Below are 14281 nucleotides of genomic sequence, written 5' to 3' on the forward strand. Positions count from 1 at the left end.
GGGGCTCGTACACTTGGAGAACGCACCATGCAGCCCCAAGCCCTGAAGTTGACCCCCGAGATGGTGGCCAACCCCTACCCCGTCTTCGCCGCCCTGCGCGAATCCGCGCCCGTCCATTACGTCGAGGCCTTCCGGGGCTCCTATGTCCTGTCGCGCCACGAGGACATGGCTCCCGTCCTCAAGAACACGACCCTGTTCTCCTCGAAGATGGCGTCCGTCAGCGCCCTGATGCCCAAGGAGCTCGGCGAGGACGTGCTCCGCTACTTCAGGAGCGAGAACAGCCTGCTCTCCTCGGACCCGCCCCAGCACACGCGCCTGCGCACCCTGGTGAGCCGTGCCTTCACCCCCCGCCGGGTGGCCGACCTGGAGCCGCGGATCCGCGAGCTCACCCGTGAGCTGCTCGACGCCATGCTGACCCGGCAGGAGTTCGATCTGATGGCGGACCTGGCGGTGCCCCTGCCGATCATCGTCATCGCCGAGATGCTCGGCATCGAGCCCGAGCGCCGCCTGGACTTCAAGCGCTGGTCCAACGCCATCTCCCAGAGCGTCACCCTCACGGTCGGAGGGCTCGACCTGGAGTGGATCGCCACGGGCATCCGGGAGATCCACGCGTACCTGGAGGCCGCCATCGAGCGGCGCCGCCAGGAGCCCGGAAACGATCTCATCAGCGCCCTGGTCGAGTCCAACGAGCAGCAGGGCGGCTTCCTCTCCTCCATGGACGTCATCGGCTTCGTCCGGCTGCTGCTCTTCGCCGGCAACGAGACCACCACCAACCTGATTGGTAACGGAACGCTGGCCCTGCTCAACCACCCGGCCGAGATGGAGCGGCTGGCGGAGGATGCCTCGCTCATCCCCAACGCCGTCGAGGAGATGTTGCGCTACGACACGCCGGCCCAGGTCATCTTCCGGATCACCACGGCGGACACGGAGATCGCCGGCACGCCCATCCCCAAGGACTCGCGCATCATGCTCCTGCTCGGGGCCGCCAACCGGGATCCGCGCAAGTTCCCCGACCCGGACACGTTCGACATCACCCGAGACACCCAGGGGCATGTCGCCTTCGGCCACGGGGTGCACTTCTGCATCGGAGGGCCGCTGGCCCGGCTCGAGGCGAAGGTCGTCTTCGAGGAGCTCTTCCGCCGGGTGCGCCGCGTCTCGTTCGCCCCCGGCCAGGAGGGCCACCTCGACTACGGCACGACCTTCTCGCTGCGGGGCCCCAAGAGCCTCCGGCTGCGAGCCGAGCGGCGTTAGTGGAGGAGCCCGCGCTCGGAGTGCCAGTGCACATCCGGGTCCGGCCATGCTATCGCTCGCCCCCCGTGACCGCGGGGGGCCGGCCCGGGTCCTCACTTCACCAGGAAGAGCACTCATGACCAGCACGCCGCTCGCCGCACCGCAGCTCGTCATCAACAGCCGGATGCTGTATTCGAGCTGGATTCCCGCCGATCCCAAGGCCGCCGCCGTGCTGCTGCCTCCCGGGCTCCAGCCGGCCCCCAACCACGCCCTTTTCATGAACCAGTACGTCGTCGACTCCGAGGAGCAGTCCTCGCACTTCGGCGCCTACTCGATGACGTACATGGGACTGGATCTGGCGGGCCGCCGCGCCCCCGACGGCGTGACGCCCGCGCGCTTCTTCACCCACTACCTCAACTCCTCGGAGCGCGTCCGCGACTACGCGCGCGAGCGGGGCGTGCCGGCCTCCCCGGGTGAGACGACGCTGGAGCTGCACGGCAACGAGCTGGTGGCCACCACGCGCGTGGACGGCACCCCCATCATCCGCACGGTGGCCCGGGTGGGTTCGAAGATCGGCTCCGTGGCGCGCGGCCACCTCACGTACGTGACGAGGGTGGGCAAGAGGCTGATCGCCGGCAACTACCCCTACGTCGGGGAGCTCGCCACGCCCTTCGAGCTCGTCTCCCTGGAGTTCCTCGCGAAGGATCACCCGACGTACGCGCTGCGCCCCGCGAGCCCGCTGCAGAAGGTGGAGGGCTGGTGCTGGTACTCGCCCCGTGACTCCTTCGTCTACCCGGGCGGAGAGTACGAGTACGAGCAGTAGTCACCCCGCGCTGGCCGCTCCTCTCAGGACGCGGCCGGGTTCGGAGGCCGCACACCCGGGGAGCCGCCCACCGGGAGGAAGACCTGGAAGGTGGTTCCCCGCCCCAGCTCGCTGTGCACGTCGATGCGCCCACCCAGCGCGGTGACGATGCCGTGGCAGATGGAGAGGCCGAGCCCGGTGCCCACCCCTACCGGCTTGGTGGTGAAGAAGGGATCGAACAACTTCCCCAGGTGCTCCCGTGGGATGCCGGAGCCGGTGTCCCGCACCGCCACCACCACATGGCCCTCTTCATGCCGCGTGGAGAGGCGGATTTCGTGCGTCTTCGGATCCCCGTGGGGGATGGCCTGGGCGGCGTTGACGATGAGGTTGAGGAAGACCTGCCCGAGCCGCGACTCGTTGGCGCTCACGGGCGGCACCTCGTCATAGGCCTTCTCCAGCCGGGCGCGGTGGCGGATCTCGCTCCAGGCCATGTTCACGCACGAGTCGAGCACCGACCGCACGTCCACCTCCCCGCGTTGCTCCTCGTTGCCTCGCGAGAAGGTCTTCAGATCGCGCACGATGTCGCGCACCCGATCGCTGCCCGAGAGGGCCTCCTTCAGGGCCTCGCGCACCTCCTGTCCCCGCTCGCTCGCCATCCCCTCCCCCGACTCGGCCATCGCGGCGAGCTCGTCGTCCACGAAGCGCAGATTGCTCAGCATGTACGACAGGGGGTTGTTGATCTCATGGGCCACGCCCGCGGCGAGCGTCCCCAGCGAGGCCATGCGCTCGTTGGCCCGCAGCTTCTCCTGGACCTGGCTGCGCTCGGTGATGTCGCGGGAGATGGAAACCATCACCGGCTGTCCGTTGGAGGCGAGGGAGACCGTCACCACCTCGCCCAGCACCTGCCGGCCCTCGCGGTGCCGGAACCGTGCTTCACGAGGGGCGCTGACGCTGGAGGGCGCGGTGAGTGCGTCCTCGCATCCGGGCAGGACGAGCTCCGAGACGGGCCGGCCCCGCAGCGCCTCCTGATCCTCGTGGCCCAGCAGGCGGACGGCGGCGGGGTTGACGAAGAGCACCGAGCCCCCCCAGTGAACGAAGATGGCATCCGGGGTGCCGTCGATGAGGGTGCGCAGGCTCTCCACCGATCGCCGCAGCTCCTCCTCGGCGTGGCGGCGCCGCTGCTCGTTGCGCAGCCCCTGGAGGATGGCGCAGCACGTGGTCAGCAGGGGCTGGAGGAAGGCGATGACCCCATCGTCGTAGCCACCGGGCCGGTTCGCGATGCCCACCATGCCCACCATCTCCGTGGCGGAATGGAACGGCAGGCCCAGGAAGGCGCGCAGCGGCGGGTGGCCCTTGGGGAGCCCTCCCCGGCGGGGATCTCCGTCCGGCGTGTTGGCCACCACGGGCTTGCCGCTCGTCATGACGGCGCCGAAGAGTGTCTGGAGGTTGCGGAACTCCATGCCCCTGGGCGCCTCGCGCGCGAAGAACGCCCGCAGCTCGTCCGTCCAGGCGATGTTGGTGATGGCGTACGTGCGCAGGTAGGGCTGGCCCTCGGGGGTGTGCAACACCTCGCCGATGAAGCCGTACTCACTGCCCGTCAGCTTCAACAGCACCGACAGCAACTTGTCGAACAGCCGGTGCACGTCCTGGCCCTGGATGAACTCCGTCTGGACCTCGGTGAGCGCCTGGAGCAACAGGTTGCTGGCACGCAGCGCCTTCTCCGTCGCGGACTCACAGTCGCCACACTCCATTCGTCCACTCACCGATGGTTTCCTCTAATTTCGAGGATGCTCCAGATTTCCACTCAGGGCAATCATCATCACCCCGGCGGACCTCGCATCCCCGCGTGCTCCCCTCGCCTTGTTGACGAAAGGACATTGGAGGGGATCCACCAACTAAAGTCTTAGTTGTTTTTCAACTAAGGTCTTAGTAGTTTGGACGCTGGAGGTTGGAACCGTGTCCAAGCCATCGCGGAACGAAGGGCCCAGGCCGCTCACGCCCGTGGAGCTGGAGCTGATGCAGATCGTCTGGCGCAAGGGCGAGGTGAGCGTGGCGGACGTGTTGGAGGCGCTGCCACCGGAGCGCAAGCTGGCCTACACCTCGGTGTCCACGGTGCTGCGCATCCTCGAGCAGAAGGGGGTGCTGGGGAGCCGGAAGGTGGGCCGGGGGCACCTGTATTCGGCGCTGCTGCCGCGCGAGGCGTACGAGGTCCAGAGCGTGCGCCACCTGGTGGAGACGGTGTTCGCCGGGACGCCCTCCGCCCTGGTGGAGCGCCTGGTCGAGGCCGTCCCGCTCTCCCCCGAGGAGGTGGAGCAGATCCGCGAGCTGCTCGGCAAGAAGGGCTCCCGGTCATGAGTGCCTTCTGGAGAGAGCTGGCCACAAGCTACGTGAGCGTGGCGGTCCTCCTCACCGTGGGCTCGCCTCACCGCAGGGCACCGGCCCCGTTCTCCCTCGTGAGCGTCGGGAACCGTGCTACAGACACGTCAGTAGGAAAACCATGCCCCCCCCCTCACCGCTCCAACGACGCCCCCACGCGACGGCGTTCAGTATCGAGGATCTCCTGGACCGCGTCCGGCGGGGGGAGATTCGCATCCCTGAGTTCCAGCGCCCATTCCGATGGAAGGCCAAGGATGTGGTGGCACTCCTGGACAGTGTCTACCGGGGCTATCCGATTGGAACCCTTCTCTTCTGGAAGAAGGAGGCCCCCGCAGCCAGCTTCTTCCTCGGCCCAGTCCGCATCGATGCCCCCCACTCCACGGAAGCACTATGGGTCGTGGATGGACAGCAGCGCATCACAGCGCTCACCGGTGCCCTCCTCCACCTGCCCCACACGGAGGGGGAGCATGACAACTTCGTCGTCTACTTCGACCTCGAACACGAGGCCCTTGTCCGTCCCTCGAAGAGGAGCCCTCCCCCATCCCACTGGCTACCGATGAATGTCGTCGTCGACAGCGAGATGCTCCTGGGATGGTTGGACAGATACCCTGGTCGAGCCCAGAAGCCCGAACACATGCGCACGGCGTTAAGGCTGGGCAAGGCCTTCCGGGAGTATCGGGCTCCTGCCTACATCGTCGAGGCGGATGAGGAACAGACGCTTCGTGTCATCTTCGACCGGCTGAATTCCGCCGGGAAGCCCCTGCGCCGAGCGGACGTGTTCAATGCTCTTCACGGAAGCACGGGCGAGGCAGAGCCCTCAGACCTTCGCGCACTCTCTGAGCGTTTGCAGACATTGAGATTCGGCACCATTGATGAGCAATGGCTGCTCAAGGCGGTTCTGGCAGTCCGGGGCCTCGACATCACGCGGGACTTCCGGCAGCAGATCGCAGAGGAGAGCGAACTGAGCGAGGCCCTGCGTCAGGCCGAGCACGCGCTGCGCGCCACCATCATCTTCCTCAAGCGGGATGTGGAGATCCCCCACATCGAACTCCTGCCCTACAAGCTTCCGCTGGTACTTTTGGCGCGGTTCTTCACGCTCCACCCGGAGCCCCATGCTCGTTCGCGGGAGCTACTCGCGCGTTGGGTGTGGCGCGGAGCCATCACCGAGCATCATCGCGGCGAGAGTATCCCGGCCGTGCGCAAATCCCTGTCCGTGATCGGATCAGACGAGGAGAGGACCATCCAAGCGCTGCTTTCCGAGCTGCCGCCCACCAGTCCTAAACACCTCACCTTGAGCCAATACAACTTTCGGACAGCACAGACCAAGCTCCAAGCCAATGCCCTGCTGGCACTCCATCCCCGGCACCTTCAGTCAGGCGAGTTCATCGATGCCTCCGCCTTACTCGAAAAGGAGGGATCGGCAGCATTCAAGCAGCTCCTTGAGCCTACATCCCCGCACCTGCGAAACCTCGCCAATCGCATCTTCCATCCTCTCGTGGATGGACAGTCGCCCCTGGAGCTCCTCCGCGGCATTCCTCCACCCGCTCCGGAAGTCCTGCTCAGTCACGGCATTCCCACCGAGAGCATCGATGCGCTCCACCATCGAAGCGCCCAGCATGACCTGGACTTCTTTCGCCACCGCGAGAGCATCCTGGATGCTCATGTGTGGCGATTCCTGAACTCACGCGCACGCTGGGATGAGTCCGACCGCAGGTCGCTTCAGTCCCTGATCGTTCCCGACGAGGAGGACTGAGGTGCAAGCTCAGAGTACGGAAGTAGGTGTCCTCGAAGTTCGCCTGGGAGAGGTTCACGTCGGGACTCTGACTCTCCTGCCCGACGAAGTCTCCGAGTTCGTTATTTCCGAGGAATATCGCCAGCGATACCCCCGCCCCGTGCTGGGACAGTTCTTCGAGGATGACCTCACCCGGCGGCATCACAGCCGGATGCGACTTCCACCTTATTTCTCCAACCTCCTCCCAGAAGGGCCTCTCCGGGAACTCATCGCCGAGCGAGAGGGCGTTTCAAAGCACCGCGAATTCTTCCTCATCGCTCGCCTCGGGGAGGATCTCCCGGGGGCCACCATGGTCACCCCGGCTGCCCCGCTCGACTGGAATGCCATCGGCTCCTCAGAGACCACTGAGCCCACCCTCCCCCACGAACAGGAGCCAATCCGCTTCTCGCTTGCTGGCGTCCAGCTCAAATTTTCCATGCTTCGCCGGGATCGGGGTATGACCCTGCCTATGGGTGGACGCGGTGGAGATTGGATCGTCAAGCTCCCAGACAACCGCTATGACCACGTCCCGGAAAACGAGTACTCGATGATGCGCTGGGCCAGCGCGGCCGGCATCAACGTTCCCGAAATCATCCTCGTTCCGGTCGCCGACCTCCAAGGACTCCCCGAGGGCATCCAACTTCGGGAGGACACGGCCTTCGCCATCCGGCGCTTCGATCGCCCTGCCCCGGGGCATCGAATCCACATGGAGGACATGGCCCAGGTGCTCGGCCTGTACTCGGATGAGAAGTACAAGCGATATAATTATGAGACAGTCGCAAAAGTGCTCCTGAACGTCGCCGGCCCCAAAGCCCTCCAGGAGTTCCTCCACCGTCTGGTTTTCATCATCGCCAGCGGCAATGGCGATGCTCACCACAAGAACTGGTCACTGCTGTATCCGGATGGCGTGCATGCGGAGCTCTCCCCCGCGTATGATCTCGTCTCGACCATCCAGTACATGCCGAACGACACGCTCGCCCTGAACCTCGCGCGCTCCAAGCGGTTCAAGGACGTCACGATGGCATCCTTCGAGCGACTGGCCCGAAAGTTGGAAGTTCCGGCCCACTTTGTCATTACCGAAGTCAAGCTGGCGGTAGAAGCGACCCTCCAGCTCTGGTCGGACCTGAGGGCAGAGCTGTCCATCCCAGAGTCCTTCAAGCAACGCATTGAGGCCCATTGGAAGACCGTGCCGCTGCTCCAGGTGGAATAGGCACCTTCGGCGTGGGGGGATCCTTGCCGGACCGCGGCTTCTGGTTGCCGACGGACGGGAGTTGGACTTGAGTCCCCACCCCCATGTCCGGCCTGGTCCTCCTCACCCTCGCCCTCACCCTCTCCGGGCAGCTCGATCTGCCCACGTCGACGGACTCCGTCATTGGCGAGCAGGCAGTCCTCACAGGTGACAAGGCCGTCGTCGAGGGCCGTATCGGCCGGGCCTCCGGGCACGCGCTGTTGCGCTCGGGGTCGTCGGTGCTCCGCGCCGATGAGCTGACCTACGACTTCGACAAGCGGGTGGCGGTGGCGAGCGGGAACGTGCTGCTGGTGAGCAACGGCCTGGCCGGCTTCGCCGACCGCCTCACGGTGGACCTGAGCACCCGCCAGGTGGAGGCCGAGGGCGGAACCTTCTTCCAGAAGGAAGGCGTGACGCCCCAGGCGCTCGTCGATCTCGCCGGCCGGGAGGACGCCACCGCCCGGGAGCTGACCCAGACGGGCACCAACGCGTTCTCCTTCACCGCGCGCCGTTTCCGCCTCCTGGAGGACAACGCGTACCAGGTGGAGCCCGCGTCCTTCACGGCGTCCTGCGGGTGCGACGTGTTCGATCGCAGCTGGCGCATCACCGCGAGCAGCGCGAAGCTGACGCCCGGGGAGCGCGCCACGTTCACCTCGCCCACGCTGCGGGTGTTCGACGTCCCCGTCTTCTGGGTGCCGTGGATCTCCCTTCCGCTGCGCAACCGCCAAAGCGGCCTGCTCATGCCCGAGTGGACCGCCTCCGGAGTGAGCGGATTCCAGGTGGATCTGCCGCTCTTCCTCACGCTCGGGCGGAGCTACGATCTCACGCTCTCCCCGGGGTACGCCTTCGGCAGTGGGGGCGCGTTCGGCGTGAAGGGCCCGCGGCTCGCCGCCGAGTTCCGGTACGCCCCCGCGCCCGGAGTCGACGGGCGGGTCTGGCTTCGGCTCTACCAGGATCTGAAGCTCGAGCGGGAGCCGCTCGATCCCAACGTGCTCGCCCCCGATGCGGGACAGCGGGGGCTCCGAGGCTGGGGCATCTTCGAGCACCGGCAGGAGCTCGGCCACGGCCTGCATGCACGGGCGGACGTGACGCTGTACTCGGACGGCTTCCTCTTCGCCGACACAACGACCGCCAGCAACTTCCTCCGCTCGTATTACTACGTCCCCTCCACGGCCACCCTGTACCACCGCGGCGAGGATCATTACGCGGGGCTCGCCCTGGCCTACCGCCAGGACGTCCGCTGGGGCTATCCGCTGATCGGTGACGCTTCGCGACCTCCCGTCTTCCAGGAGCTGCCCACGCTGCGCTACGCCATCCCCACGGTGCCCCTGTTCGGCCCGCTCACGGGGAGCGTCCAGGTGGAGCTCTCGCGACTGTCGCCCCTGCGCGGGCTGCTGGGGGACGAGGGCACGGACGGGGTGTTCTGGCCGCTCCTGGCCGACGCGGATGGCACCCAGGGCAATGGCCGCTTCGATCTCGGTGAGCGGCAGGCGCGCAGCCGCCTGGACATCCTGCCGCGCGTGAACGCCACGTTCGACATGGGGGGCGTGCTGCGCTTCACCCCCTACCTGGCGGTGCGCGAGAGCCTCTATCTCTACGAGGTGACGCGGGAGACGCACAACCGCGCGTACGGGATGGTGGGACTGCTGCTGGATTCGGAGCTGTCACGGGTGTTCGGAACGGGAGCCTCCGCGATCCGTCACAGCATCATGCCGTCGGTGGAGCTGCGCGCGGTGCCACGCGTCTTCGGCGAGCGCGCCCCCTCGGTCTATGACGAGGTGGACGCCGCGGTGCCCGAGAACGGGTTCTTCCAGGGCCAGGTGGCGCTGCGCCAGAAGCTGCTCATGCGCAGCGGGACGGGGACGCGCGAGCTGGGGCGGTTGGATGTGGTCCAGGGAGTGGACTTCCTCGAGCGGCGGATGGGAGAGACGTCCGGGCGTCTCCTGACGGTGATCGGGCCGGTGACGGCGACGGCCACGGCGCGGCTCGATCTGTTCACCCCGAATGTGGAGGAGCGACTGACCCAGCTCTCGGCCTCGGTGGGCTGGAGCGTCCTTCGCAATGGGCTGTTGGACGTGAATGCCGGATACGAGCGGACCCTGGGAAGCTCGGAGCAGGTGCGCCGGCCCATCGACATGCTGCTGCCTCCTCCCCTGCCCGCGACCGCTCCGGTGGGCGACGGCGGGTCGTGCTCCGACACCAACAACCCGGCGCTCCAGCAGGTCGACCGCGTGCTGTTCGGCGCCGGGACCCGGCTCCCGTTCGGCCTGGGGGTGAGGTACGACGCGGAGGTGTTCCGGAGGGCTCCGGGACGATGCGACGTGGTCCAGGTGAATTCCCAGACCCTGACCCTCTCGTACACGCCCCAGTGCAACTGCTTCCAGATCCAGGCCTATGGCAGGTTGGTGCCCGCGCCGGTGTATTTCCAGCAAGGGCTGTTCGTGACGATCGCCAACCTCGGCACCTTCGGGGGCTGAGCGGCTCCCGTCAGGCGGCGATGCGGGACACCCGCTTCTTGCGCGGACGGCCGCTGCCCCCCTCGCCCCGAGGGCCGAGCACCCGGTCGGCGGGAAGACCCGCGTCGAGGGCCTCGCGCAGCTCGGGAGACAATCCGTCCAGCAATAGCAGCACCGAGGCGTTCGTCCAGGCGAAGCCCAGCGTCCGCTCGGTCCGGGGAGCCAGGAGCGAGCCGCGATCGGCGCCCTGGTTGCCGTACTCGACGGGCACCTCGGCCGACCTGCGCACCACGTCGTACTTCTCCTTGACGAGGCCGTTATGGCTCCCGGCGATGTCCAGCACCATGGACAGCCAGCGGTAGGCCACCGCGTCGGCCTCGGCGTGGAAGCCGTAGCGGCGCAACCCCTCCGCCGCGATGATCTGGTGCGGCGCCCAGCCGAAGGGCCAGTCCCACTGCAGATCCTCTCCGCCCGCGGCCTCGCGCGAGGCGCGCGTGCTGGAGGTCAGGCCGCCGTCATGGAGGAAGCGCGGGAGCGAGGCGGCCACGGTGGCGGCCTCCTCGCGGGAGGCCCAGCCCGTCCACAGCGGATAGAAGGTGGCCAGGGACTCGTAGCGGGAGCGGCGTCCGGCCACGAAGTCATGGTCGAAGAACATTCCCCGCTCGGCGTCCCAGAAGCGCGCGCGCATGGTGCGAGCCCGGGCCCGCGCGGCCTTCGCGTACCGGGCCGCCCGCAGCGAGTCCTCCCCTTCCACCTGGCGGAGGATCGCCGCGAGATCCATCTCGTACTGGAACAACAGCGAGTTGAGGCACACCGGCTCGTGGTGGTGGATGGCCGTGCCGAAGCGGTGGCACATGTCCCAACCACTCTCGCGGATGGCGCGGTCGTGGCGGTGGAATTCGGCGTCGTCCGGCCGGGAGCCGTAGAACTTGGACAGATCCTCGGCGTCGGGCCCCTCGGCGTCGTCCTTGTAGCGGGAGAGCCCGCTCGGGGTGGCGCGAGGGCCCGTGCGGAAGACCTCCTCGAGCTCCTGCTCGGCGGCCCGGGCCACCCGCTTCAACAGGCGCCGGTCCGAGCGTACCGCCTGGAGCTCCAGCGCCAGCCGGGGCATGAGCGGCGGCTGGGTGCGCGACAGGTGGTAGCTGAGGTTCGAGTTGGGGATCTTCCCGTAGTGCTCGATCTCGTAGAGCTGGTTCTCGAGCATGTCCCGGGCGATCTCGTACTGGCCGGAGGCCAGGGCGCCGCGAGCGTTGAAGTAGCTGTCCCAGCCGAACATCTGCACGAAGCGCCCGCCCGGGACGATGTACGGACGCGGGAGGAAGAGCATCCCCGGCTGGCGCATGAGCGCGTTCCAGTCCGCTGCCTCGCGAGGCCTCTGCAGCGGCACCACCTCCAGGCCGCCGGAGCGCCGGGCGTCGGCGCGCAGCTTCTTGAGGGCCTTGCGATCTCTCGCGGGGACGTACACGCGCTGCCGGCCCTCGGGGTCCCTCACGGGCATCACCTGGAGCGCCTTCTTCAGGTCCTCGGCGCGATCCGAGCGGCGGACGAGCCCCTCCCAGCCGTGATCGATCAACTGTCGCAGCGCGGTGGTGCGCGACTCCAACATCCGCTCCACGGGGAGCCCGGGCACATCGCCCCGGCCCTCGAGGATCTCCCCGGCGAGCACGTCCGCGGCATGCGAGAGCCGCTCCGCTCCAGCCAGCTCGAGCCGCACGCCCGGGCCCAGCTCGAGGTCCACCGCGAAGCGCAATCCGTTCTCGCTCGCGCGTCCGGCATCGCGCGCCGTGAGGCGGCCGTCGCCGTCGAGATCCAGGGCCATCAGCAACGAGAAGGCGAGGCGCGCGGTCGACGAGCTCGCGGACAGCGAGCCCGGAGTCTCGGCTCGAGCGGTGGTGGGAACCGGTGACGCGGTGAAGGGCGTGCTGGAGTCCGCGCGAACGACGTTGCGCGAGGACCGGTTCTGGAGGGGGATGGAGGCGGGGGGAAAACGGGAGGACGGCGTCCGGGTGGGCACTTTCGACCTGTTCGCAGATGAGCGACGAGCAAGGTACACGAGTCGCAACGTCTGCTCATTCTCAATGAGAGACATGCTCGCTTTCCTTCCAGACCGGCTCCGATGATTTGAAATCAAAGCTTCGTCCCGGCCGAAGCTTTGATTTCAAAGTTTCGCGCGGAAACACTTCCTGAGAAACGAGTTGGAGCGCCGCGCGAGAGGACTAGCGTGGTCGCGCTCCACCAGACCCCCACCCTGGAGACCCATCGTGGAGATTCACGACCGCGCCGTACACCTCGAATGCTTCTCGCCTCCGTCGTTGCTCCGCCCACTCACCACCGCGGTGCTGCTGCTCACCGCCCTGACGGTGGCGCCCCCCGCGCGCGCCGACGAAGCCCCCACCCCGATGGAGGACAACCGCCGCATCACCCTGGGGTACATCGAGATCGCCTATGAGCTGGGCGGGCTGCTCGACCCCAACCTCCAGCCCGGCGGGAGCAGCAACGTCCGCCCCAACTGGTTCGTCTTCGCACCGCACGCCTCGCAGACGGGAGGCCAGGGCATGCTCGGCGCGGCCCTCGCTCGGAGAATGATCGACGCGGCGCGGGGACAACCCTCCCTCTCGGTGCTCCAGGCGCTCGACCGGTTTGGCATCGTCGGCACCGTGCGGCTCACCGTGGAGAACCTCTCGCTGGAGCTCGTCCTGCGGGGCCTGCCCATCGACGCGGCGACGTCGATCGCCTCGCTCACCACGGCCATGAACTGGGAGGCGCTGGCCGATCCGCGCACCTTCTCCACCACCGCATCACGCTTCGCCTCGCTCTATTGGAGCGCGCCCGGCGTCCTGCCGCTCGATAAGGCGGAGTCCGTGGTGATCACCCTGGAGCGCACGCTGCACGAGGGCAACCTGGCCATCTTCACGGACATTGGCGGCTCGGCGCGCCTCTATCTGGACTGGCGCCGGGGGCTCACCGGCGAGGTGACACCCGAGCGCGTCCTGACGGAGTTCGTGCTCCAGGACGCCATAGCGCAGGAGGCCCGGGTCGCCTACGCGTACGCGCTGGCCCACGCGAACGACACGCCCCGTCCCTATCTGATCGACACCCTCTTCCCGGGCATGCACTGGAAAAGTCTGCTGGTGGCGGCATTCGCGCTCTACGAGGAGGCACGCCTGGCGCCCACGCCCGCCGCGCGCGACGCGCTCATCGCCATGGGCAACAACTATGTGGCCTGGCGTGAGCAGCACGACATGGCGCAGCCCGTCTTCACCCCGGCCGTGGCCCATGCGGACGAGGTGTCCCGCTCCGCCCTGCTGGAGGCTCTCACGCCGCTGCTGAGGACGTACTTCGGCACACTCGAGTGGAACTACGCCGACTACGCCTACAGCCAGCCGGACCCGGACGGCAGCCTCCTCACCTCGCCCCCCACCGAGTACAACTGGGCCACCTTCTGGGATCGCTGGACGGGCATCCTCTACGCCTTCGAGCAGGCGTATGGAGATCCCTCGGCGCTGTGGGCGATGCCGGAGCCGCTGGTGGATCCCACCGCGGGTTGAACCGGGCGAGCACGCACCGCGCGTCCTGAAGCGAACACGCCCGCCCACGCCTGGAGTCGCAACGGGCCCGCACAGGTGGCAAACTGGAGGAAGCCCTCTTCTCTGCTACCGTTCGCTCCATGCTGGCGTTCTCGCCCCCTCGCCTCCGGTCGCTGCTGTCTGGCCTCGCTTGTGTCGTGCTCCTGCACGGAGCCAGCGAGGCCTTCCGGATGGGCGCCACCGTATTCGTCCCCTACGTCTTGTTGGCCCTGGTCCTCGGGGCCCGTTGGCGTCACAGGTCCGCAGTGGCAGTCCCGGCGGGCGGAGCGCGCGTGGCGGGAGCGCCGGCGCTCGTGTTCGCGAGGATCGCGCACGAGGACGAGCCGCCCCGGCGTCATCCGGTGTCGACGAGCATGCCGAGCCTTCCCGTGCCGCGGACCTTCTGGGCGCGGGTGAAGATCTGGATCGGATGCGCGGGCCTCCTGGTGTGCGGACCGTGGTGGCTGCTGCTGGTCACCATGCTCTTCATGCCGGATCCCGCCCCGGCGCTCGATAGCCTGTTCACCCACTACAGCCTGACGCTCGTCACCGTCTCCCTGCTGCTGACGATGCTCTTCCTGGTGTTCCTGCGCTCGGGACTGCGCGGGCCGTCGGATCCCTTCGCGCCGACGCACAACCCATATGAGCGCCTGCGTGATCAGCCCTATGTGCCGCACGCTCCCGGCGCGTACGTCGGCCCGGGGCCCCGCACTGGCAAGAAGCCCCACCTGCGGCTGGTGCGCAACGCGCCGTAGGCGGTGAGCGCGCCCGTGCCGGGCATCAGCCCACGTACTCCGTCGTAGCGGCCGTGCTTCTCGACGAGCGGCTCATGCCCGCAACCGATCGCCTGTC

At 67.7% G+C, this 14281-nt stretch carries 10 protein-coding genes; 8 read left to right on the forward strand and 2 right to left on the reverse strand.

Features of this window, described 5'->3' with window-relative positions; genetic code table 11:
• Positions 1-27 precede the first annotated feature (27 nt).
• Both JQX13_RS41625 and JQX13_RS41630 read left to right on the forward strand, forming a co-directional pair.
• A complete protein-coding gene (locus tag JQX13_RS41625; RefSeq protein WP_203404954.1) occupies positions 28-1251 on the forward strand; it encodes a cytochrome P450 in 1224 nt (407 codons plus the stop codon).
• A 115-nt stretch (positions 1252-1366) separates the two neighbouring features.
• Complete coding sequence (locus tag JQX13_RS41630) at positions 1367-2053, forward strand: hypothetical protein (RefSeq protein ID WP_203404955.1); 687 nt, start codon at positions 1367-1369, stop codon at positions 2051-2053.
• Positions 2054-2076: 23 nt separating this feature from the next.
• Here JQX13_RS41630 and JQX13_RS41635 read toward each other — a convergent pair whose 3' ends face one another.
• On the reverse strand, positions 2077-3795 hold the full coding sequence (locus JQX13_RS41635; RefSeq protein WP_239014167.1) for an ATP-binding protein: 1719 nt from the start codon (positions 3793-3795) through the stop codon (positions 2077-2079).
• Positions 3796-4048: 253 nt separating this feature from the next.
• Here JQX13_RS41635 and JQX13_RS41640 point away from each other — a divergent pair, with 253 nt between their 5' ends.
• The 4 genes from JQX13_RS41640 to JQX13_RS41655 all read left to right on the forward strand — a co-directional run bounded on the left by JQX13_RS41640 (position 4049) and on the right by JQX13_RS41655 (position 9884).
• Positions 4049-4387, forward strand: coding sequence for a BlaI/MecI/CopY family transcriptional regulator (locus JQX13_RS41640; protein WP_430384229.1), 339 nt, complete (start codon positions 4049-4051; stop codon positions 4385-4387).
• 142 nt (positions 4388-4529) lie between these two features.
• The gene (locus tag JQX13_RS41645) at positions 4530-6161 is read left to right on the forward strand and encodes a DUF262 domain-containing protein (protein WP_203404958.1); all 1632 of its coding nucleotides are present in this window, start codon (positions 4530-4532) and stop codon (positions 6159-6161) included.
• Position 6162: 1 nt separating this feature from the next.
• Positions 6163-7389, forward strand: a complete 1227-nt coding sequence (locus JQX13_RS41650; RefSeq protein ID WP_203404961.1) for a type II toxin-antitoxin system HipA family toxin — start codon at positions 6163-6165, stop codon at positions 7387-7389.
• A gap of 83 nt (positions 7390-7472) precedes the next feature.
• Positions 7473-9884 carry an LPS-assembly protein LptD gene (locus JQX13_RS41655; protein WP_203404962.1) on the forward strand — a complete coding sequence of 804 codons (2412 nt, stop codon included), beginning with the start codon at positions 7473-7475 and terminating at the stop codon, positions 9882-9884.
• Between the two features lie 10 nt (positions 9885-9894).
• On the opposite strand, the gene JQX13_RS41660 is transcribed toward JQX13_RS41655, so the two are convergent.
• Complete coding sequence (locus JQX13_RS41660) at positions 9895-11952, reverse strand: trehalase family glycosidase (RefSeq protein WP_203404964.1); 2058 nt, start codon at positions 11950-11952, stop codon at positions 9895-9897.
• 247 nt (positions 11953-12199) lie between these two features.
• Between JQX13_RS41660 and JQX13_RS41665 the strand changes: the two genes are divergently transcribed.
• Together JQX13_RS41665 and JQX13_RS41670 are read left to right on the forward strand one after the other, a co-directional pair.
• A complete protein-coding gene (locus JQX13_RS41665; RefSeq protein ID WP_239015472.1) occupies positions 12200-13411 on the forward strand; it encodes a hypothetical protein in 1212 nt (403 codons plus the stop codon).
• 311 nt (positions 13412-13722) lie between these two features.
• Positions 13723-14184, forward strand: coding sequence for a hypothetical protein (locus JQX13_RS41670; RefSeq protein ID WP_203404966.1), 462 nt, complete (start codon positions 13723-13725; stop codon positions 14182-14184).
• Positions 14185-14281 lie beyond the last annotated feature (97 nt).

It is taken from the genome of Archangium violaceum (assembly GCF_016859125.1).
In the GTDB taxonomy this organism is placed as follows: Bacteria; Myxococcota; Myxococcia; order Myxococcales; family Myxococcaceae; genus Archangium; species Archangium violaceum_A.